Source organism: Bacillus sp. FJAT-27986, from assembly GCF_001685035.1.
GTDB lineage: Bacteria > Bacillota > Bacilli > Bacillales > Pradoshiaceae > Pradoshia.
The window spans coordinates 30396-51729 of the sequence record NZ_MAYV01000005.1 but is presented as its reverse complement, the minus strand read 5'-3'; the positions used below and the strand labels follow the sequence as shown (position 1 = coordinate 51729).

Below are 21334 nucleotides of genomic sequence, written 5' to 3'. Positions count from 1 at the left end.
TTGTTTTTATAGGGACCAGGGAGGATTTTGGATACTTGTTAGAGCTGGATGGGTGAGGAGTCGGGAAGGATCTTTCGTCAAGGATACTACCTTAAAGACTTGTGGAAGCTATAGAAAAGCTGCGCTATTCAACACCTATGGGACATCTATACTCGGGGGAAGGTGGGTGAAGTGTGGAAGAAAGCAGTTATGCTCCACCTATGAAGCACCTACGCCCGATCTATCACCTACCTGCTCCCCACCTATCCCCGAAATAAAGATACGAAAAAGACAAAGGAAGCCACCTATCAAATACTAATGATTCCCCTTTCCTGGGGTTATGTAATTAAAGCTACGAATAGTTGAGCTATGCCAATTTCAAGAACACACCCCAGCATTTTGCTACAACATTTAAGCCGTGAATTCCAAAGGTTTCTACATGAATTATTCCTCAAAGATATTTATATGTTGGACATTTTGAAAGACATACAACGAAATTCACTTGTGGGCATAGAATAATATATAAATTTAAAATATTGTATACAGTTTGTGGCCGGGGGCGATACTAAGAGGTATGGAGGTGTAGTAAATGGCCAACTGCGAGCGTGAAACAAATGATCATCTTAACGAAGAATGTGCAATCTGTGAATCGACGAAAAAAAAGGGAATGCATCTATATAATATTTTTATTTGCTCGGAATGTGAGGATGTGTTAATTCATACAGAAACAAATGACCCTTTGTATAATGAGCATGTAGAGAAGTTGAAGAAAATGAATATTTCCAGTATTTACTCATAAAACTTGAATACCGCTATACTCCATCCTTATAATATAGTCAGCTGGCCCCTTCAACCGGAAGGAGCCTTTTTATTTGTTGGAAAAGGAGGCGTGTATGAGTGGCGGAAAAAATAATTAAAGTACCAATATTAGATATGCTGGAGAAACACCGAAATAAGAAGTCCATATCCATGCATGTTCCAGGCCATAAAAATGGTGTTGTCCTGCCTATTGAGGCTCCTCGGAGTTTTAGTTCGGTCCTGTCATGGGATGTGACAGAACTTGCAGGATTAGATGATTTGCATGAACCAGAAGAGGGTATTAAAGAGGCTGAAGCATTATTAGCGAAGTTTTATCAGACTAAAAAAAGTTACTTTCTTGTGAATGGAACAACTGTCGGTAATCTTGCGATGATCTTGGCTAGTATTGAGCCTGGAGATAAAGTCCTTGTACAAAGGAATTGCCATAAATCTGTGATGAATGGATTAAAACTAGCTAAAGCTAACCCAATATTTCTGACGCCTGTTATAGAATCTGATATTTCAATTGGTGTTCCATATGAAACAATTTATAATAGTTTGAATGATCATCTGGATGTAAAAGCAATTATTCTTACATATCCTAATTATTATGGGTTGGGAGTAGATCTGGCATCTATCATTAAGCGAGCTCATAAAAAGGGTATTCTAGTTTTAGTTGATGAAGCGCATGGTGCCCACTTTGCGGCAGGTGCTCCTTTTCCGCCATCTGCTGTCAATTTGGGGGCAGATATAGTTGTTCACTCAGCTCACAAAACCCTGCCTGCTATGACAATGGGCTCCTATTTACATATAAACAGTGAATTGGTAAACCAAGAGCGTGTGGAAGGGTATTTAAGAATGCTGCAATCAAGCAGCCCATCTTATCCAATTATGATGTCTCTAGATTTAGCGAGGGCTTATTTAGAGAGCTATTCAGAAAAGGATAAGGAATATTTAATAGAGCAAATTGAGTCTTTTAAACAATATTTACGAAGGCATGAGGAACTGTGCATTTTCGAATCAGAAAACAGCGATATTCAGGATCCTTTAAAGCTTGTTCTCTATCATAAAAACGGAATGTCAGGCTTTGAGCTGCAAAAATTAATGGAGCAAGCAGGGATTTATTCAGAGCTCGCAGATGAGCTGCATGTACTGCTTGTTCTGCCTTTATTAAAGAAAAGTCAACCATATTCTGTTGATGATATTATACAAAGGCTAGAAAGGATTAATTGGATTACAGGAGAACAAACACGAATAAGCCTGGCTAGTAACCCATTAAAAAATAAACAACAACATATGGAGAGTGTTCTAGCAATATCCTATGAGGAAATGGATATAATGCCGCGGAAAAGAATTTCTCTTGCTCATGCATGTGGAGAAATCTCAGCAGAAACAATTGTTCCATATCCTCCAGGTATTCCGCTCATTCAAAAGGGAGAGATTATTACCTATGACATGGTGCAGAAATGCACATCCTTACTAACTCAGGGGGCTAAAATCCAAGGAGGAGTTTATTTAAAGCAACAACAAATTGAGGTCTTTGTGTAAGTCACATATGATATACTATCTAGTAGTTACAATATTGGAGGTTACTGCCTTGAAACGTGGAGTTTTTATAACGGTAGAGGGTCCTGAAGGGGCTGGGAAAACGACCGTACTAGCAAGAGTGGGAGAGCAGCTTGAAAAGGAAGGCTACTCAATTGTACTGACAAGAGAACCTGGTGGAATTCCTATTGCAGAACAAATCCGGCAGGTCATCTTAAATCCTGATCATACTGAAATGGATTCCAGGACAGAAGCACTGTTATATGCAGCAGCGCGCAGACAGCATCTTATGGAGAAGGTGGTACCTGCATTAAATAAAGGCTGTATTGTCTTATGTGACCGGTTTGTAGATAGCTCATTGGCTTATCAGGGGTATGCAAGAGGTCTTGGGATAGAGGAAGTCAGAGAGATCAATCGCTTTGCTATACAGGATACCATGCCAGAACTTACATTGTTCTTTATGATTGATCCTGAAATTGGCTTGAGGAGAATTGAAAATCATAAAAGTCGGGAAATAAATCGTTTGGATCTTGAGAAGCTCAATTTCCACCAAAAAGTATATGAGGGCTATCAACTATTAATAAAAAATGAACCTGATAGAATAAAGGTAATTGATGCAAATCAAAGCTTTGAAGAAGTTTATCAAGAAACTCTTCAACAAATTCGGACATATATTCACAGGAGACCTTAAGGCAAATGCTTTAAGGTTTTATATTTATCACTTGAATTGCTTTATGGTTACAGAATAACTGGTATAATGGATAAGTAAAGCTTAAATACGCACCGTCATTTTTTCTTTATAATCCTTATAGGAGGTTTTAGCCATGAAACTTATAATAGCAGTAGTACAAGATAAAGATAGTACTAAATTATTAGGTGATTTGGTCGACAATAACTTCCGAGCAACTAAGTTGGCTACAACTGGAGGATTTTTAAAATCCGGTAATACTACCTTTTTGATAGGTACTGAGGAATTAAGGGTGAATAAGGCTCTTGAAATCATAAAGAAGAACTGCAAATCCAGAGAGCAGCTTGTAGCACCAGTTACTCCAATGGGTGGTAATACAGACTCTTATGTACCTTATCCAGTAGAGGTCGAGGTAGGAGGAGCAACAGTTTTTGTAATGCCGGTGGATAAGTTTTACCAATTTTAACAATTTATACAGTCAGTGAGGATGAGAGGAAATAAGCATGATTAACACGTGGGATCAATTAGCCAATCAACAACCAAGAGTATCAATGATGCTCAAGAATAGCCTAATGAAGAATCGTGTGGCCCATGCTTATCTTTTTGAAGGAGAGCGTGGTACCGGTAAAAAGGATACAAGTATTCTTCTGGCTAAATCTTTATTTTGCCATAACCGAGAAGACGGTTTTCTTCCCTGTGAGGAATGTACAAATTGTAAAAAAATTGACCATAAAAACCATGCGGATGTCCATGTTATTGAACCGGATGGTTTATCGATAAAAAAGGAACAAATTCGATTGCTTCATGAGGAATTTCAAAAGAAGGCAGTTGAGTCATCACAAAAAGTTTACATTATTACGCATGCACATAAAATGACTGCTTCTGCGGCCAATAGTTTATTGAAATTTTTAGAAGAACCTCATGCAGGGACAACAATTATTTTGCTTACAGATCAAATTCACCGCATGCTTTCAACCATCCTATCCCGTTGCCAAACGTTATCCTTTATGCCGTTAAATCCAAAGGAATTAAGTAAGCAGTTAATACAGGCAGGAGTACCTGTCACGAAGGCTCCCTTGATTGCGAGTTTGACGAACAGTGTCGATGAAGGTTTGTCGTTAAATGAGGATGAGTGGTTTGCACAAGCCCAAAAAATAGTGGTAAAATTATTTGAAGCAATGAAAAATCCTGTGGATGGTATTATGGTCATTCAGGAGAGTTGGCTATCGCATTTTAAAGAAAGAGAACAGACAGAAATAGGCTTAATGCTCCTATTGAATATATATCGTGATCTCCTTTATATACAGCTGGATAAGCCGGAAGAGATTGTATACAAAGATATGGAGGAAAGGCTTCGCCAATTGGCCATTCAACATTCCCCCAAAAAATTGGCGTATCAAATGAATCAAATATTAGAGTCAAAACGAAAAATTTCGGCTAATATAAACCCACAGCTGTTAATGGAGCAGCTTGTGCTTAACCTTCAGGAGGGGTTTACACTTGTATGATGTTGTAGGAGTCCGCTTTAAAAAGGCGGGTAAAATATATTATTTTGACCCAGGTGATTTGGAAATAGCCAAGGATGAATACATCATAGTTGAGACAGTACGCGGAGTAGAGTTTGGAAAAGCTGTTATACCCAGAAAGCAGGTTGGGGAAAATGATGTAGTTCTGCCCCTGAAAAAAGTTATTCGAATAGCTGATGAAAAAGACCGGCTGATTGTGGACGAAAATAAACAAATCGCTGAACAGGCATTTCAAGTATGCAGCGAAAAAGTGGTTGAGCATCGTTTGGAAATGAAGCTTGTAGATGTTGAATATACTTTTGATCGTAATAAGGTGATTTTTTATTTCACAGCAGATGGACGAGTTGATTTTCGTGAGCTGGTTAAAGATCTGGCAGCTATTTTCCGAACACGTATTGAATTAAGACAGATTGGTGTCAGGGATGAGGCAAAAATGCTTGGAGGCATTGGACCTTGCGGCAGGATGTTATGTTGTTCTACATTTCTTGGGGACTTTGAACCGGTCTCCATTAAAATGGCTAAAGACCAAAACTTATCATTGAATCCCACGAAAATCTCAGGTCTATGCGGGCGTTTGATGTGCTGTTTAAAATATGAGAATGATGAATATGAGAGCGCAAAAGAGCAGCTTCCAGATTTGGGAGAGTACGTGGTTACACCGGTTGGTCGCGGTAAAGTAATCGGTCTTAACATTCTTGAAAAAATCATGCAAATAGAATTGCAGGGTAAGGAACGAGTAGTTGAATATACGCTGGATGAGATGATGGAGGAAGGCACCTTCTCGATTCAAGCCACAGATTAATAAGGTGGTGGGTGTTGATGAATAAAAAGGAAATTTTCGATTCGGTTAGCAGTATGGAAGCTCAAATTGGAGATTTGTATAAGCAACTTGGAGATTTAAAAGAACATCTCGCAGAAATATTGGAAGAAAATAATTCCCTCAAGTTAGAAAACGAAAATGTAAGGCGTCGCTTGCTGGATTTAGAAAAGACAAAGCCTGCGGTTTCTCAGAAAAAGCAAGCAAAAAAAGGCAATAAGCTAATGGATGTCGGAGAGGGCTACGATAATTTAGCGAGACTATATCAAGAAGGTTTCCATATTTGTAATCTGCACTTTGGAAGTCCACGTAAAGATGGGGATTGCCTGTTTTGTCTTTCATTTTTAAATAAGAAATAAAGATAGTCTTTCCTATCGATAGGAAAGACTATTTTTATAATTGATTTTTTACTGTATATAGGTAGGAGCGGATTGTAGAGTGTATATATTAAAGGATGATGAGCGTCTGGATTATTTATTGGGAGAGCCACTTAGGATTATTCAAAGCCCGAGTGTCTTTTCTTTTTCATTGGATGCTGTTTTATTATCTAAATTTGTATATGTTCCCATTCAAAAAGGGAATTTGGTCGATTTATGTTCTGGAAATGGTGTCATTCCACTCTTGCTCAGTACACGCACCAAGGGGCGTATATACGGAGTGGAGATTCAGGAGCGACTATATGATATGGCCGTTAGGAGTATAGGCTACAATAAGCTGGATGATAGAATTGAAATGTACCATGAGGATTTAAATAAAATTATTCCAATTCTCGGCCATGATAAATATGATGTTGTCACCTGTAATCCACCCTATTTTTTGACACCAGCGAAGGAAATTCAAAATGAAAATGAACATTTTGCCATAGCCAGGCATGAAATTAAATGTACATTGGAGGATGTAATCAGAGTGAGCAGCCAGCTTTTAAAGAACGGCGGTAAAGCGGCCTTTGTTCATAGACCCGGTAGGCTGCTTGATATTGTAACGTTAATGAGAAAGTATAGATTAGAACCAAAACGTCTTCAATTTGTGTATCCAAAGGCAAATAAAGAGGCAAATACAATCCTGATTGAAGGAATAAAAGGCGGAAATCCTGATTTAAAATTATTGCCACCATTAATTGTGTATGATGAAAATAATGAGTATACCAAAGAATTGAGAACCATCATCAATGGACAAGAATAATCACTATTTTTATGTACTTGAATGTGCGGACGGCAGTTATTATGCTGGGTATACAAATGATGTCAATAAGAGAGTGAATACACATAATGATGGGAAAGGTGCCAAATATACACGAGGGAGAAGGCCTGTGGTGCTTCGCTATGTCGAGGAGTATCAGACAAAGACAGAGGCTATGCAGGCTGAGTATCGCTTTAAACAGCTAAGCAGGGGCGCCAAGGAAAGGATCGTACAAATGGGAGGAACAGATAATGAAGGCCCAAAAAAGCTTTGAAAAAGAGAATGAAGCAGTTCTCTATTTAGTACCAACACCAATCGGTAATTTAGATGATATGACATTTCGCACAATAAATATCCTCAAGCAGGCAGATTTAATTGCGGCAGAGGATACAAGGAATACAAAAAAACTGTGCAATCACTTTGATATTCAGACACCGTTAGTCAGTTATCACGAGCACAATATGAATCAGAGCGGGGAATCCTTGATTGAGAAAATGAAAAGTGGAAAACAAATTGCCCTCGTAAGCGATGCCGGAATGCCTGCTATTTCAGATCCTGGCTATGAGTTAGTCCAGTCCTGCATAGAGGAGGACATAAAGGTCGTATCATTGCCTGGTGCAAATGCGGCACTAACGGCACTGATTGCTTCAGGTATAGTCCCGCAGCCATTTTATTTCTATGGATTTCTAAACCGAAGCCGTAAAGAAAAGAAGAAAGAACTGGAGCGATTAAAAATAAAGGATTCGACCATAATCTTCTATGAATCTCCTCATCGTTTAAAGGAAACACTTACGATAATGTATGAGTATTTTGGAAATCGAAAAATAGTATTGGCAAGAGAGCTGACAAAAAAGTTTGAGGAATATATTCGAGGGACAATGTCTGAGATTATACAATGGGCTAATGAACATGAAATACGCGGTGAGTTTGTGATCATAACCGAGGGGTCAGATAGGGAAGAGTTAGATGATCTAGGAACAGCCTGGTGGACAGAGATGGAATTGAAAGAGCACGTCGATTTTTATATTGAATCTGAGAACCTTAAACCGAATGAAGCGATAAAAAAGGTTGCGAAAGATAGGGGTCTTCAAAAAAGAGAAATCTATCAGGCTTATCATGTTGAAGAGAATTAAATTAAAAGCTAATCAAAAAGCTCCCCGAAAGGGAAGCTTTTTGATTAGTTGTTTACAACCAAGTTTTCTTGAATCTCTTTAAGAAGCTGTTCTGCTCCTTCACGGCTAAGGATTAATTTACCGTCAGCAAGTGTGAAGTTGTTGTCGGATACTTCACCTGTAACTTGGCAAGTCATATTCGGCTTATATTTTTTTAGAATAATTTTTTCATCGTCAACATAAATTTCTAAAGCATCTTTTTCTGCGATTCCTAAAGTACGACGAAGCTCAATTGGAATTACCACCCGTCCAAGCTCATCTACTTTACGTACAATACCTGTGGATTTCATAAAAATACTCCTCTCATAGTAAAATATTTTTTTAATAAAATTCGTCATTATTCGACAAAATTTAAGGATGTTTTCATAATACCAAGCATTCCCAAAACCGTCAATGTTTTTGGATTGCATAATAATAGTAGTTTATTCCATATTTAGTGAGGTTTTATGAAAAAAACAGTAAAAAAACGATATAAATTTACATAAATATACATTAAATGAAGCATTTACATGGACAAATTGACGATAAATTATAAAAGATTCAAAATAAATCAAATATATTTTGCGCATATTTGTAATTTTATTACAAAATTAAATATATTCATATAATTAATACATCTTGTCTACAATAATTATTTGTGAAAAAGATTTCAATATATAAGTGTAATAAAATTTTCCAAAAGCGCCCCGGGTTCATATGTATAAAAATAATTAAAATTCCTTTATAATGTACTATTATGTAATGTATTTATAAGCAAATCTTACGTACTTTATTGCAAGGCCTTTAAGGAGTGGAAAAGATGAAGGAAAAATTAAATACTTTTTATATTACTACCCCAATTTACTATCCAAGTGGAAATCTTCATATTGGACATGCATATACGACAGTTGCAGGAGATGCAATGGCTCGTTATAAGAGAATGCGTGGATATGATGTTATGTACCTAACTGGTACAGATGAACATGGGCAAAAGATTCAGCAAAAGGCAGAAGAAAAAGGAATCAGCCCGCAGGAATATGTTGATGGTATGATCAGAGACATCAAAATACTATGGAACAAGCTTGATATTTCTTATGATGATTTCATTAGAACCACTGAAGAAAGACATAAGAAGGTTGTTGAGAAGATTTTTAAACGCTTGCTTGATCAGGGCGATATTTATCTTGATCAATATGAAGGCTGGTATTGCACTCCATGTGAATCATTTTTCACAGATCGTCAGGTAGAAGAGGGCAATTGTCCTGATTGTGGACGTCCAGTTGAAAAGGTAAAAGAAGAATCCTACTTCTTTAAAATGAGTAAATATGCTGACCGATTATTAAAGTTTTACGAAGAGAACCCTGAGTTCATTCAACCGGAGTCACGCAAAAATGAGATGATTAACAACTTCTTAAAGCCTGGTTTAGAGGATTTAGCTGTTTCCAGAACAACTTTTGACTGGGGCATAAAGGTGCCGGGTGATCCTAAGCATGTTATCTATGTTTGGATTGATGCATTATCTAATTATATTACGGCTTTAGGTTACGGTACTGATGATGACTCCAAGTACATGAATTATTGGCCGGCAGATGTCCATTTGGTTGGTAAGGAAATCGTTCGTTTCCATACTATTTACTGGCCAATCATGTTAATGGCACTTGATCTACCTCTTCCTAAAAAAGTATTTGCACATGGCTGGCTATTAATGAAAGACGGCAAAATGTCTAAATCTAAAGGGAATGTTGTAGATCCTGTAACGCTCATAGATCGATATGGTTTGGATGCCCTTCGTTATTACTTATTGCGTGAGGTTCCATTCGGAGCGGATGGCGTATTTACTCCAGAAGGCTTCGTTGAAAGAATTAACTTTGATTTAGCCAATGACCTTGGAAACTTATTGAACAGAACTGTTGCAATGATTAATAAGTACTTTGAAGGAAAAATACCAGCTTATAAAGGGTCAGAGCGTGAATTTGATCAGCAGCTGCTGCAGGCTAATAAGGAAACGGTAGTAAAATATGAAGAGGCAATGGATGATATGCAATTCTCTGTTGCGTTGTCTACTATATGGCAATTGGTAAGCCGCACAAATAAATACATTGATGAAACTCAACCATGGGCCTTAGCGAAAGATGAAGCTAAAGTTGACGAGTTGGCATCTGTAATGGTTCATTTAGCAGAATCCTTAAGAAGAGTTGCTATCATGCTGAAGCCGTTCCTAACTGTAACTCCTGAAAAAATATTTGAACAATTGGATTGTCAGGATCCTTTATTACAAAGCTGGGATAGCTTGAAAGAGTTCGGATTGATCTCTGAAAATTCAACTGTTAAAAAAGGACAGCCTATCTTCCCTCGCCTGGATATGGAGGAAGAAGTTACTTATATTAAGGAAGCGATGCAAAGTACGGCACCAGCTGCACCGGTCCAAGAAGCGAAAAAGGAAATCGAACAACCTACAGAGGTAGAAGAGATTACGATTGATGATTTCAAAAAGGTGGAGCTCAGAGTAGCTCAAGTAATAAAGGCTGAGCCCGTGCCAAAAGCAGACAAACTGTTAAAACTTCAATTAGATCTTGGATATGAGCAGCGTCAGGTTGTTTCTGGCATTGCGGAGCATTACAAACCAGAAGAATTGACTGGTAAGAAGGTTATTTGCGTAACGAATTTAAAACCGGTTAAACTTCGCGGTGTACTATCTCAAGGGATGATTTTAGCTGGTAGTCTTGATGGTCAATTAGCGTTGGCCTCAATTGCGGAATCCCTACCAAATGGGGCACAGGTTAAATAATTGATTTTGAACGTAGGGATGTTACATGTGAAACATCCCTATTGTTTTGGGTATAGAGAGGTATTCTAGGCAAATGGTAAAGGAGTGCTAACATTGTTATTTGATACACATGTGCATTTAAATGATGAGCAATTTGATAATGATTTGGAAGAAGTTATCAGTCGAGCCAAAGCGAATGGAGTAGAGCGGGTTATCGTTGTTGGTTTTGATGAGAAGACCATTAAACGAGCAATGGAGTTAATAGAAACTTATGACTTTATGTATGCAGCGATTGGTTGGCATCCGGTAGATGCAATCGATCTAACTGATGAATATCTTGAATGGATTGAGGAGCTGACCAAGCATCCAAAAGTGGTGGCAATTGGAGAAATAGGCTTAGACTATCATTGGGACAAATCACCGAAGGATATCCAAAAGGATGTATTCCGCCGTCAGATTCGTCTTGCTAAAAAACTTAAGCTTCCTATCATCATTCATAACAGGGATGCTACAGAGGACGTAGTAGAGATCCTTAAGGAAGAGCATGCAGAAGAAGTTGGCGGAATTATGCATTGCTTTAGCGGCAGTGTGGAAACGGCACAGGTATGCTTAGACATGAATTTTTATATTTCTTTAGGCGGACCGGTTACATTCAAAAATGCAGTTAAACCCAAAGAGGTTGCAAAGGCCGTGCCGTTGGAAAGATTATTGATTGAAACCGATTGTCCTTATTTAGCCCCTCACCCGTTTAGAGGGAAACGAAATGAACCAGGCTATGTCAAACTTGTTGCTGAGGAAATAGCAAGGTTGAAAGAAGTTTCTTATGAGGAAGTTGCTGAAGCAACAATGAGTAATGCCAAAACACTTTTTAAATTGATTTAAAGACAGATTCCCCTATTTTATTGGATGAAAATATACGTATATGGATAGGTAGACTGGATGTCATTAACTGCTTCGAGACAATCCTTACTCTAATAAGCATGAGAGCGGTATTATTTGACAAGCCTATTTATATATTTATATAATGCATTCAGTGAAAAGGGGGTAATTTTTTCGTGAATAAATACATGAAAAACCTATTTTCCAGGCCGCGGCAAACGCCAAAGGTAATATTAATGATGACTAGTATCGCTGTATTTCTATTAGCTTCCGGAGTTTTATTTTTTGAAGGAACAAAGAAGACAGTGGCACTGAGCCTGGATGGAGAAAAGCAAAAGGTAAAAACCCATGCTGATACCATAAGTGAATTACTTGAAGAACATGACATATTAGTAGATTCGAAGGACTATCTCAGTATACCTGAAACGACTAAAATAAAAGATGATTTACACATTGTGTGGGAGCCTGCTGTTGATATAAAGGTCATAATAGATGACAAAGAGCAGAGCTTTGCTACGACTGCGAAGACAGTTGAAGATGTTTTAAAAGAGGAAAATATACAGCTAAGGAACGAGGATTTCATGTCCCATGATATGAATGACAAGATAGAAGCCGGTATGATCATACATATTGAGAAGGCTTTTCCTGTTACCGTAATTGATGGTGAGAATGAAAAAATACTATGGACAGTCTCGACCCCTGTGAAGGACTTTTTAGATACTGCCAATATACATATTGGTGATTTGGACCGTGTTGAACCTAGGATAAACGAGCAGCTTAGTAAGAAAGCATCCTTGTCTATTACACGAGTTGAAAAAGATACGGAAGTAGTGGAAGAACCGATTGCATATGAGACTATCAAGCGAAATGATCCCGCATTAACCTCAGGAAAACAGAAAGTAACCACTGAAGGCGTTAACGGTCTCATAAGTAAGAAATATGAGCTTATTAAAGAAAATGGGAAAGTTGTGTCCAAAAAGCTGATTTCAGAAAATGTTATTAAGGAAAAAACTGATCAGGTAATCTCCGTTGGGACAAAACAAAAACTACCTATAGCAAAGCCAATGTCTAATGTAAAAAAGAACGTGCAAAAGGCTAGTGATAGTGATGAATATTATGTTACGGCTACTGCCTATACCGTTGACTGTGATGGCTGTTCGGGTAAAACTGCAGTTGGCATTGACCTGCGTGCAAATCCGAACAAAAAGGTTATCGCTGTTGACCCTAACCTAATACCGCTTGGCTCAAGAGTATATGTAGAAGGCTATGGTTATGCAGTTGCAGGAGATACAGGTGGCGCCATAAATGGGAATAAAATTGACGTCTATGTTCCTACATCTGCCGAAGCCCATAACTGGGGTGTAAAAAAGGTCAAAATAAAAGTTATTCGTTAAATATTACGGTAATTTATACAGTGGATTTCGTATCCGCTGTTTTTTTACGTTATAATAGGCAGGGTTAACCGTAAATAAATTAATATTACATTAATATTACAAAAATAACACAAATATATCAATTGTAAATTACAAATTTTAGATAAAATTTTTTGGAGGGAAAATGAAAATCAAAGAAATTATTGTCGTTGAAGGAAAAGACGACACCACGGCCATCAAACGCGCTTTAAATGCTGATACAATAGAAACGAATGGTTCAGCTATTAATCAGGAAACATTAAATAAAATTCGCTTGGCGCAAAAGGTCAGGGGAGTGATTGTTTTTACTGATCCTGACTTTCCGGGAGAGAGAATAAGACAAATCATTTCACAGGAAGTACCCGGATGCCAGCATGCGTTTCTGCCAAAGCACTTGGCTATCCATAAGTCAGGGCGTGGGCTGGGTGTTGAACATGCGTCTGATGAAGCCATCAGAGATGCATTAAAAAATGCGAAACTAATGGATTCGGAATTAAAAGAAGTAATCAGTAAGGATGATTTGGTCTTATTTGGTTTAGTTGGCGGTCCAGGTTCCGCTGAGAGACGGGAAAAGTTAGGTCGATATCTGAATATCGGCTATGCAAATGGCAAACAGCTATATACAAGATTGAAGATGTTTGGAATCTCAAAGGAAGAGTTCATGAAGGCAATCGAACATATAAATGGAGTGGAAATAAATGAATAAAGATATTGCAACCCCAATTAAAACAAGAGAAATACTGGATAAATATGGATTCTCCTTTAAGAAGAGTCTTGGCCAGAACTTCTTAATTGATACAAACATACTACGAAATATTGTTCACCATTCGGGTGTTCACTCAGAGAGCGGAGCAATAGAAATTGGGCCGGGTATTGGCGCGTTGACAGAACAATTAGCAAAGAACTGTAAGAAAGTTGTAGCCTTTGAAATAGATCAACGCCTTTTGCCGATCTTAAAAGATACTCTTTCAGCTTATGATAATATCCAAGTTATTCACGAGGATATACTGAAAGCAGACGTAGCAAAAGTGATTAAGGAGGAGTTTACTGGTCAGGTAGATGATCTTCATATTGTAGCGAACTTGCCATATTACGTTACTACGCCGATTATCATGAAACTACTTGAAGAACGTCTGCCCCTTGAAAGCATAACGGTTATGCTTCAAAAAGAAGTTGCTGATCGTATGGCAGCAGCTCCAGGAACGAAAGAATATGGGTCATTGTCGATTGCAGTCCAGTATTACACAACAGCTGCAGTAGCCATGATTGTACCGAAAACGGTATTTGTGCCGCAGCCTAATGTAGATTCTGCTGTTATCCATCTAAAGGTCAGAGATAAACCGGCTGTAGAGGTTGAAGACGAAGGTTTCTTTTTTGAAATTACGAGGGCAAGTTTTGCTCAAAGAAGAAAAACGATTTTAAATAACTTAGTTTCCCAGCTTCCTGATGGAAAAGCAAGAAAGGAACTGATTCTCCAAGGGCTGGAAGCTGCGGGTATAGATCCGATTAGAAGAGGAGAGACATTATCTCTGCAAGAGTTTGCCGATTTGAGTAATGCTCTTAAACCTCATTTTAAATAAATATATAAAGCAAAAAAAGCCAGTTCAAGTTGATCTGGCTTTTTTCTGTCTTCACATCTGACCCTTGATCTGCATAGCCTATGTTGAATCCATTGATTAGTTGCAGTGACATAATATGGAGTGAGGCTTTCATGATAAAGGTTAATGATATAGTTGGTCGGAAATCGTATGATTGCGATATCTATTTTCGTGTTATAGATATTTTGGAGCATGATGGCGGAAAAATTGCGATCATATTTGGTGAAGATATACGTTTGGAAGCAGATGCACCCCTCTCGGATCTAAAAGTAATAGGCGAAGATGAGAGAGCTACAAGAAATATGTATACAGATACTTTGGTGAATCAATCAAATCATCTTATATCACAGGAATTTGAGCGATTGCGTCATAAAAAAGAATATGAAGTCACAGATGGGTACCGACAGCCTGTTGATTATTTTCAAATCCCTGGAAAGGTGCTGCATCTTGATGGAGATCCTAGTTATTTGGAGAAATGCCTGACCCTTTATAAGCGCATTGGAATTCCTGTACACGGAGAACATTGTAAGGAGCGTGAAATGCCTTATAAGGTTGGAGAATTATTGGATCAATACAGGCCTGATATCCTTGTCATCACAGGCCATGATTCCTATTCGAAGTCTAAAGGAGCCATTAATGATATAAATGCATATAGGCATTCAAAGGACTTCGTAATGGCCGTCAAGGAGGCTAGGAAAAAAATTCACCATTTGGACCATTTAGTTATCTTTGCAGGTGCTTGCCAATCTCATTTTGAATCATTAATCGTTGCTGGTGCTAATTTTGCCAGTTCTCCTTCCCGTGTGAATATCCATGCATTAGATCCGGTTTATATTGTTGGAAAGATAAGTCTTACGCCTTTTATGGATCATGTGAATGTATGGGAGGTTCTTCGTAATACTTTAACGGGTGAGAAAGGGCTTGGAGGAGTTGAATCGAAGGGTGTTCTTAGAATCGGAATGCCTTATCATACAAACGAGGCGAAGGAAAAGCTTGAAACAGATGACTGATTGTCTAACCCATATCATATGGTTTTTTAAAAGGTTCTTACCTATCTCTCAACTCTTGAATTAGTACTATTTATAAGCAGATTCTTAACAGAATGATTGCTAATGCCAAAAGTACCGATGGTTAATGATCGGTGCTTTTTTTATATTCACCAGATAAAGGGATAAAGTCAGTATTGATCCCTGCTAAATTGATTCCGCTGACTCGTGTTTAGTGAAGGGTAGAATGTTTTGTAGAAGTGGCTCTCCAAGATAGTTTTATTCAACAAAATAAATCATTTATCCCCTCTATAATCTTAAACATAATGTAATTGGAATTTACATACATATCTATCTGTCGAATAGGGTAGAATAAAAGAGAGAAAAAAACGGCATTTTTCTTGTGAAAAACATTGACAAACAAATTTGATCACTGATATAATTTATTATTTTATTTGACCGTCATTAGTCTATGTGATATACTACTTTTAGTGAGGTGGACGAAGCATGCCAAAAAGTTTGAATGATATTAAACAGATTTTGGATTCCCATTTGGGACAGAAGTTGCTACTCAAAGCGAATGGCGGTAGAAGAAAAACTATCGAACGTTCAGGTGTATTAGCTGAAACTTATCCCTCAGTATTCGTTGTCGAATTAGATCAGGATGAGAACTCTTTTGAAAGAGTTTCATACAGCTATGCAGATGTATTAACAGAAACGGTAGAATTAACATTTACTGAAGAGACATCAGGAAAAATGGCGTAACGGCAGTGAACAATAGTTCTCTGCTTTTTTATTTGCCTACATGAATATATTGGCTGTTATGAAATTTAGTTTTAGATAAATGATATAAAGGTCGTACCGATAAAAAGGAGCTGTTAAACTTGGGCAGAAGAAGTATGATGTCTGAAAAGTTTAAAGAAGAGCTTGCTAAGGAACTTGGTTTCTGGGATGTAGTGCAGAAAGAAGGATGGGGCGGAATTAGAGCCGTTGATGCAGGGAATATGGTGAAAAGGGCAATTGAAATAGCAGAGCAGCAATTAGCCAATCGATCATAAATGCTGTGACATTCGACTTTCCGAAAACTAATACTTGTTCGGTACGGCAATTAAACCCCAGGGATTTATATCCTGGGGTTTTCTTGTTCGCCACAAATTAAAGAGAAAAATTTATACGAATAGTGGCGATTGGTGTTACGAAAATGTACAATGTGAGAAGGTAACAAAAGGATAAGTAGGTGAACAGAATGAAATGGATGGAGAAAGCACCTGCTAAGATTAACTTGGCACTGGATGTTTTATATAAAAGGGAAGATGGCTTCCATGAAGTTGAAATGGTTATGACGAATGTCGATTTAGCAGATCGGATCGAACTGATGGAACTAAATAACAATACCATAAAAATTAACTCGCATAACCGCTATGTGCCGGATGATAGTCGGAATTTAGCTTATCAGGCAGCAGCATTATTGAAAAAGAAATACGAGATTAATACAGGTATTGAAATAACCATTGATAAACATATCCCTGTGGCAGCAGGTCTTGCAGGTGGCAGCAGTGATGCTGCAGCAACATTAAGAGGGTTAAACCGTATTTGGAACCTTGGCCTTTCTATGGACCAGCTTGCAGAGCTTGGAGCTGAGATAGGATCAGATGTATCATTTTGTGTGCATGGTGGTACAGCAATCGCAAGAGGCAGGGGAGAAAGAATTGAGCATTTGCCAGCACCTCCAAACTGCTGGGTAGTTTTGGCGAAGCCGACAATAGGGGTATCTACAGCAGATGTCTATCGTAATTTGAAGATAAATGAATTGGCACACCCTAATATAAATTCAATGGTAGAGTCTATATATAATCAAAATTATGAGGCTATGTGTCAAAGTATGGGAAACGTTTTAGAGAGTGTAACGTTAAAAATGTATCCTGAAGTGAAAATGATTAAGGAACAAATGAGCAGGTTCGGAGCTGACGCTGTGTTAATGAGTGGAAGCGGACCTACAGTATTTGGCTTGGTTGAACATGATTCACGTATGCAAAGGATTTATAATGGGTTAATGGGTTTTTGTGAACATGTTTATGCAGTTCGCCTGCTTGGAAACAGGCTGGATATTGAATAAGCACGGACATTAATATAAAATCATAATAAAATATTCGTGTTCTGGGGGTAAAAATGAAATTGCGCAGAAGTGAACGTCTTGTAGATATGACAACCTATTTGATGGATCATCCCTCCACCCTTATTCCACTATCCTTTTTCTCAGAAAGATATCAATCTGCGAAATCTTCTATCAGTGAGGATCTCGTGATTATTAAACAGACCTTGGAAGCAATGGGGAATGGAACGTTGGTTACTGTCCCTGGAGCGGCAGGCGGAGTAAAGTATATTATTGGCGTGAGTATGGAGGAATCTGACCAAATCATCAAGGATTTATGTGCTTTGATGGAGACACCGGAAAGGCTGTTACCAGGCGGCTACCTTTATATGACGGATATTTTGGGTCAGCCAAAAATAATTGGTAACGTAGGAAAACTAATTGCCTCACATTATGCAAACCAAAATATTGACGTTGTTATGACAGTAGCAACAAAAGGTATTCCTTTAGCATATTCAGTAGCTCACTATTTAAATGTTCCGGTGGTTATTGTCAGAAGAGATTCATTAGTAACAGAAGGCCCGACATTAAGCATTAATTATGTGTCAGGCTCAAATAAAAGAATTCAAACAATGGTCTTGTCGAAGAAAAGTCTTAAAAGGGATTCGAAGGTTTTGATTGTGGATGACTTCATGAAAGCCGGCGGAACCGTAAACGGTATGATTAACTTAATTGAGGAATTTGATGCAAATGTAGCAGGGATTGCTGTGTTAGTTGAAGCTGAAAATTCTGAGGAGCGTCTTGTCGATGAGTACCTATCTTTGATTAAATTGACGGATGTGAATATGAAGGACAAAACAATTAAGGTAAATAAAGGGAATTTCTTCCGATCTAAGTAGGAAGTAATCGGCATAACCGATTGGATGTTCAGTGCCTTTTATACTGCGATTATATTCAGTTATTAAAAAGTTTCACAATTATTTCTATATTTTTCAAAAAAAAGAAGGAATATCATAATTTTTGTGGAAATAGTTTAGTAATTCGCATTATAAAAGGTGGTGACATAGATGGAAGTGACTGACGTAAGATTACGCCGCGTCAATACAGATGGTAGAATGAGGGCGATTGCATCCATTACTTTGGATAATGAATTTGTTGTTCATGATATTCGAGTTATAGATGGGAATAATGGCCTGTTTGTGGCAATGCCAAGCAAACGCACACCAGATGGAGAGTTCCGTGATATCGCTCATCCAATCAATTCTGGAACGCGCGGTAAAATCCAGGAAGCTGTTCTTGCCGAGTATCACCGTATTGGTGAAATGGAAGAGGTAGAGTTAGAAGGAGCAGGAGCATCTTAATAGATAGAAAATTTAAAATCAACATCTAGAGCCGACCATCTGAGAGGCTCTTTTTTATTTTTCTTCACAAATTCCTCTAATACTCTCCAGTGCATTTCTCTTCACAAATTTATAAATTAATTCATGGTTTTGACTCCACTTCTTGAAAAGAACATGGAGTTAAGGTATATTCGTAATGGATAAAAAGGTAAACGGAGGGCAATCATGACGAACCGAAATGCTGTAATACTAGCTGCGGGAAAAGGGACGAGAATGAAATCCAGCTTATATAAAGTATTACATCCCGTATGCGGCAAGCCGATGGTAGAACATGTTATAGATAACGTATCATCCATTAAGGCGGAGAAAATTGTAACGATTATTGGTCATGGCGCTGAAGAGGTTAAGTCAGTCTTAAAGGACAAGACTGAATATGCACTGCAAGCAGAACAATTAGGAACTGCCCATGCGGTTATGCAAGCACAGGACCTACTTGGTAGTGAAGAAGGCACAACTCTTGTGATTTGCGGAGATACACCTCTTATTACAGCAGAAACGTTAGATGCATTATTAAATCTGCATGCTGAGCAAAAAGCAAAAGCTACAATCCTCACGGCACGAACAACCAATCCTGCTGGTTATGGTCGTATCGTGCGAAACAAAGAGGGCTTGGTTGAGAAAATTGTAGAACATAAAGATGCAACTGAAGAAGAATTGCTTATTGAAGAGATTAACACTGGCACTTACTGTTTTGATAATAAGCTCTTATTTGATTGCTTAAAGAATGTTTCTAATCATAATGCACAGGGTGAATACTATTTACCGGATGTTATTGAGATACTAAAGAAACAGGGAGAAATTATTTCTGCATATGAGACACCTGATTTTGCAGAAACGCTAGGTATTAATGATCGAGTAGCACTGTCTCAGGCAGAAACATATATGAAGCGTCGTATTAATGAACAGCATATGCGTAATGGAGTCACTATTGTAGATCCAGAAAACACATATATCCATAAGGATGTACAAATAGGAACGGACTCATATATATATCCAGGTACGACTATTACTGGTCATACAGTAATAGGAAGCGGCTGTAAAATAGGGCCGAATACGGAAATCGAAAATTGTAATATCGGAGATAATACGGTTATTCGCCAATCGGTTGCACATGATAGCCAAATTGGATCTGAGGTTCAAATAGGACCTTTCGCCCACATTCGTCCTCAATCCAATATTATGGACGATGTTAAAATTGGGAACTTTGTTGAAATCAAAAAAACCACCTTTGGTAAAGGAAGCAAGGCATCTCATTTAAGTTACTTAGGAGATGCAATTGTTGGAGAAGGTGTAAATGTTGGATGCGGAAGCATCACGGTAAATTATGATGGTAAAAATAAATTCCTGACTACGATTGAAGACGGAGCTTTTATCGGTTGTAACTCGAACCTGGTTGCTCCTGTAACTGTAGGAAAGGGAGCATATGTTGCCGCTGGTTCAACGATTACGAAAGATGTTCCAGGTGAGGCATTATCAGTTGCCCGTGCACGTCAGGTAAACAAAGAAAATTATGTAGGCAAGTTAAATCTTAAAAAATAGTCTTGGAGGCCCATAATGTCAAATCGATATTTAGATCCTAATTTAAAGGTTTTTTCTCTTAATTCGAATCCCGGATTAGCAGAAGAAATTGCTAAAGAGATTGGCGTTGAATTAGGAAAATGCACAGTGTCGCAATTTAGCGATGGTGAAGTACAAATCAATATTGAAGAAAGTATTCGCGGATGTGATGTTTATGTCATTCAATCAACAAGTCAGCCTGTAAATGAACATCTAATGGAGCTGCTAATTATGATTGATGCGCTGAAAAGAGCGTCTGCTAAGACCATTAATATTGTTATGCCTTATTATGGTTACGCGCGTCAAGATAGAAAAGCAAGAGCACGTGAACCTATTACAGCCAAGCTTGTAGCTAATTTATTGGAAACAGCAGGGGCATCACGTGTCATTACACTTGATCTTCATGCTCCTCAAATTCAAGGATTCTTTGATATTCTGATTGATCACTTAATGGGTGTGCCAATTCTTGCGGATTATTTCCAACAGAAGAATTTGGAGGATATCGTTATTGTATCTCCGGATCATGGCGGAGTAACAAGAGCCCGTAAAATGGCTGATCGCTTAAAAGCACCTATTGCTATTATTGATAAACGCCGTCCAAGACCAAATGTTGCAGAAGTAATGAATATTGTTGGCAACATTGAAGGAAAAACAGCTATCTTAATTGATGATATTATTGATACTGCCGGTACGATTACACTCGCTGCCAATGCGTTGATTGCAAATGGAGCAAAAGAAGTATATGCCTGCTGTACACATCCAGTACTATCAGGTCCGGCAATTGAAAGAATTCAAAGCTCCAAAATTAAAGAACTGGCTGTTACAAACACCATTGCACTACCAGAAGAAAAAAGAATTGATAAGATCGTAAATCTATCAGTGGCTTCTTTAATTGGAGAGGCAATTATCCGTGTTCATGAGGAACAATCAGTAAGTACATTATTCGATTGATCAGAAGTC

The 21334-nt window shown here is 38.0% G+C and carries 24 protein-coding genes; 23 read left to right on the top strand and 1 reads right to left on the bottom strand.

Going from position 1 to position 21334, the window contains the following annotated elements:
* Positions 1 to 568: 568 nt before the first annotated feature.
* The 10 genes from A8L44_RS06250 (at position 569) to rsmI (ending at position 7665) form a co-directional block, all read left to right on the top strand.
* Complete coding sequence (locus A8L44_RS06250; protein ID WP_066103225.1) at positions 569 to 778, top strand: sigma factor G inhibitor Gin; 210 nt, start codon at positions 569 to 571, stop codon at positions 776 to 778.
* A gap of 98 nt (positions 779 to 876) precedes the next feature.
* Positions 877 to 2325: an aminotransferase class I/II-fold pyridoxal phosphate-dependent enzyme gene (locus A8L44_RS06245; protein ID WP_254654693.1), complete on the top strand. Its 1449-nt coding sequence runs from the start codon at positions 877 to 879 to the stop codon at positions 2323 to 2325.
* Between the two features lie 7 nt (positions 2326 to 2332).
* Positions 2333 to 3013: a dTMP kinase gene (gene tmk / locus A8L44_RS06240; RefSeq protein WP_077248006.1), complete on the top strand. Its 681-nt coding sequence runs from the start codon at positions 2333 to 2335 to the stop codon at positions 3011 to 3013.
* Between the two features lie 133 nt (positions 3014 to 3146).
* Entirely contained in the window at positions 3147 to 3476 is a 330-nt protein-coding gene (locus A8L44_RS06235; protein WP_066103220.1) for a cyclic-di-AMP receptor, read from the top strand.
* Positions 3477 to 3513: 37 nt separating this feature from the next.
* On the top strand, positions 3514 to 4518 hold the full coding sequence (gene holB / locus A8L44_RS06230) for a DNA polymerase III subunit delta' (RefSeq protein ID WP_066103216.1): 1005 nt from the start codon (positions 3514 to 3516) through the stop codon (positions 4516 to 4518).
* The gene (locus tag A8L44_RS06225; RefSeq protein WP_066103211.1) at positions 4511 to 5338 is read left to right on the top strand and encodes a PSP1 domain-containing protein; all 828 of its coding nucleotides are present in this window, start codon (positions 4511 to 4513) and stop codon (positions 5336 to 5338) included. Before holB ends, A8L44_RS06225 begins: the two co-directional genes overlap by 8 nt.
* Positions 5339 to 5355: 17 nt before the next feature.
* Positions 5356 to 5712, top strand: coding sequence for a DNA replication initiation control protein YabA (gene yabA / locus A8L44_RS06220; protein WP_066103206.1), 357 nt, complete (start codon positions 5356 to 5358; stop codon positions 5710 to 5712).
* An 85-nt stretch (positions 5713 to 5797) separates the two neighbouring features.
* Positions 5798 to 6535, top strand: coding sequence for a tRNA1(Val) (adenine(37)-N6)-methyltransferase (locus A8L44_RS06215; RefSeq protein ID WP_066103240.1), 738 nt, complete (start codon positions 5798 to 5800; stop codon positions 6533 to 6535).
* Complete coding sequence (locus A8L44_RS06210) at positions 6522 to 6806, top strand: GIY-YIG nuclease family protein (protein ID WP_066103203.1); 285 nt, start codon at positions 6522 to 6524, stop codon at positions 6804 to 6806. Before A8L44_RS06215 ends, A8L44_RS06210 begins: the two co-directional genes overlap by 14 nt.
* On the top strand, positions 6784 to 7665 hold the full coding sequence (gene rsmI / locus A8L44_RS06205) for a 16S rRNA (cytidine(1402)-2'-O)-methyltransferase (protein ID WP_066103200.1): 882 nt from the start codon (positions 6784 to 6786) through the stop codon (positions 7663 to 7665). The genes A8L44_RS06210 and rsmI overlap by 23 nt, the downstream gene beginning before the upstream one ends.
* Positions 7666 to 7709: 44 nt before the next feature.
* Here rsmI and A8L44_RS06200 read toward each other — a convergent pair whose 3' ends face one another.
* On the bottom strand, positions 7710 to 8000 hold the full coding sequence (locus A8L44_RS06200) for an AbrB/MazE/SpoVT family DNA-binding domain-containing protein (protein WP_139063808.1): 291 nt from the start codon (positions 7998 to 8000) through the stop codon (positions 7710 to 7712).
* 503 nt (positions 8001 to 8503) lie between these two features.
* On the opposite strand from A8L44_RS06200, the gene metG reads away from it, so the two are divergent.
* The 13 genes from metG (at position 8504) to A8L44_RS06135 (ending at position 21325) form a co-directional block, all read left to right on the top strand.
* Positions 8504 to 10471 carry a methionine--tRNA ligase gene (gene metG / locus A8L44_RS06195; RefSeq protein ID WP_066103195.1) on the top strand — a complete coding sequence of 656 codons (1968 nt, stop codon included), beginning with the start codon at positions 8504 to 8506 and terminating at the stop codon, positions 10469 to 10471.
* Positions 10472 to 10564: 93 nt separating this feature from the next.
* Positions 10565 to 11332 (top strand): TatD family hydrolase, encoded by a 768-nt coding sequence (locus tag A8L44_RS06190; RefSeq protein ID WP_066103192.1) that lies wholly within the window; start codon positions 10565 to 10567, stop codon positions 11330 to 11332.
* A gap of 173 nt (positions 11333 to 11505) precedes the next feature.
* Positions 11506 to 12723 (top strand): G5 and 3D domain-containing protein, encoded by a 1218-nt coding sequence (locus A8L44_RS19325; RefSeq protein ID WP_302621337.1) that lies wholly within the window; start codon positions 11506 to 11508, stop codon positions 12721 to 12723.
* Positions 12724 to 12886: 163 nt separating this feature from the next.
* A complete protein-coding gene (rnmV, locus tag A8L44_RS06180) occupies positions 12887 to 13447 on the top strand; it encodes a ribonuclease M5 (RefSeq protein ID WP_066103188.1) in 561 nt (186 codons plus the stop codon).
* Positions 13440 to 14321 carry a 16S rRNA (adenine(1518)-N(6)/adenine(1519)-N(6))-dimethyltransferase RsmA gene (gene rsmA / locus A8L44_RS06175; RefSeq protein ID WP_066103185.1) on the top strand — a complete coding sequence of 294 codons (882 nt, stop codon included), beginning with the start codon at positions 13440 to 13442 and terminating at the stop codon, positions 14319 to 14321. The genes rnmV and rsmA overlap by 8 nt, the downstream gene beginning before the upstream one ends.
* A gap of 131 nt (positions 14322 to 14452) precedes the next feature.
* Positions 14453 to 15349 (top strand): sporulation peptidase YabG, encoded by an 897-nt coding sequence (gene yabG, locus A8L44_RS06170; protein ID WP_066103182.1) that lies wholly within the window; start codon positions 14453 to 14455, stop codon positions 15347 to 15349.
* A gap of 483 nt (positions 15350 to 15832) precedes the next feature.
* Positions 15833 to 16090: a biofilm formation stimulator Veg gene (gene veg, locus A8L44_RS06165; protein WP_066103179.1), complete on the top strand. Its 258-nt coding sequence runs from the start codon at positions 15833 to 15835 to the stop codon at positions 16088 to 16090.
* 137 nt (positions 16091 to 16227) lie between these two features.
* Positions 16228 to 16383 (top strand): small, acid-soluble spore protein, alpha/beta type, encoded by a 156-nt coding sequence (locus A8L44_RS06160; RefSeq protein WP_066103234.1) that lies wholly within the window; start codon positions 16228 to 16230, stop codon positions 16381 to 16383.
* Positions 16384 to 16571: 188 nt separating this feature from the next.
* The gene (ispE, locus tag A8L44_RS06155; protein WP_066103175.1) at positions 16572 to 17441 is read left to right on the top strand and encodes a 4-(cytidine 5'-diphospho)-2-C-methyl-D-erythritol kinase; all 870 of its coding nucleotides are present in this window, start codon (positions 16572 to 16574) and stop codon (positions 17439 to 17441) included.
* A gap of 53 nt (positions 17442 to 17494) precedes the next feature.
* A complete protein-coding gene (purR, locus tag A8L44_RS06150; RefSeq protein ID WP_066103173.1) occupies positions 17495 to 18316 on the top strand; it encodes a pur operon repressor in 822 nt (273 codons plus the stop codon).
* Between the two features lie 168 nt (positions 18317 to 18484).
* Positions 18485 to 18778: a septation regulator SpoVG gene (gene spoVG, locus A8L44_RS06145; RefSeq protein ID WP_066103170.1), complete on the top strand. Its 294-nt coding sequence runs from the start codon at positions 18485 to 18487 to the stop codon at positions 18776 to 18778.
* Between the two features lie 204 nt (positions 18779 to 18982).
* Positions 18983 to 20356: a bifunctional UDP-N-acetylglucosamine diphosphorylase/glucosamine-1-phosphate N-acetyltransferase GlmU gene (gene glmU, locus A8L44_RS06140; RefSeq protein ID WP_066103167.1), complete on the top strand. Its 1374-nt coding sequence runs from the start codon at positions 18983 to 18985 to the stop codon at positions 20354 to 20356.
* Between the two features lie 15 nt (positions 20357 to 20371).
* Positions 20372 to 21325 carry a ribose-phosphate diphosphokinase gene (locus A8L44_RS06135; RefSeq protein ID WP_066103164.1) on the top strand — a complete coding sequence of 318 codons (954 nt, stop codon included), beginning with the start codon at positions 20372 to 20374 and terminating at the stop codon, positions 21323 to 21325.
* The last annotated feature ends 9 nt before the right edge of the window (positions 21326 to 21334 follow it).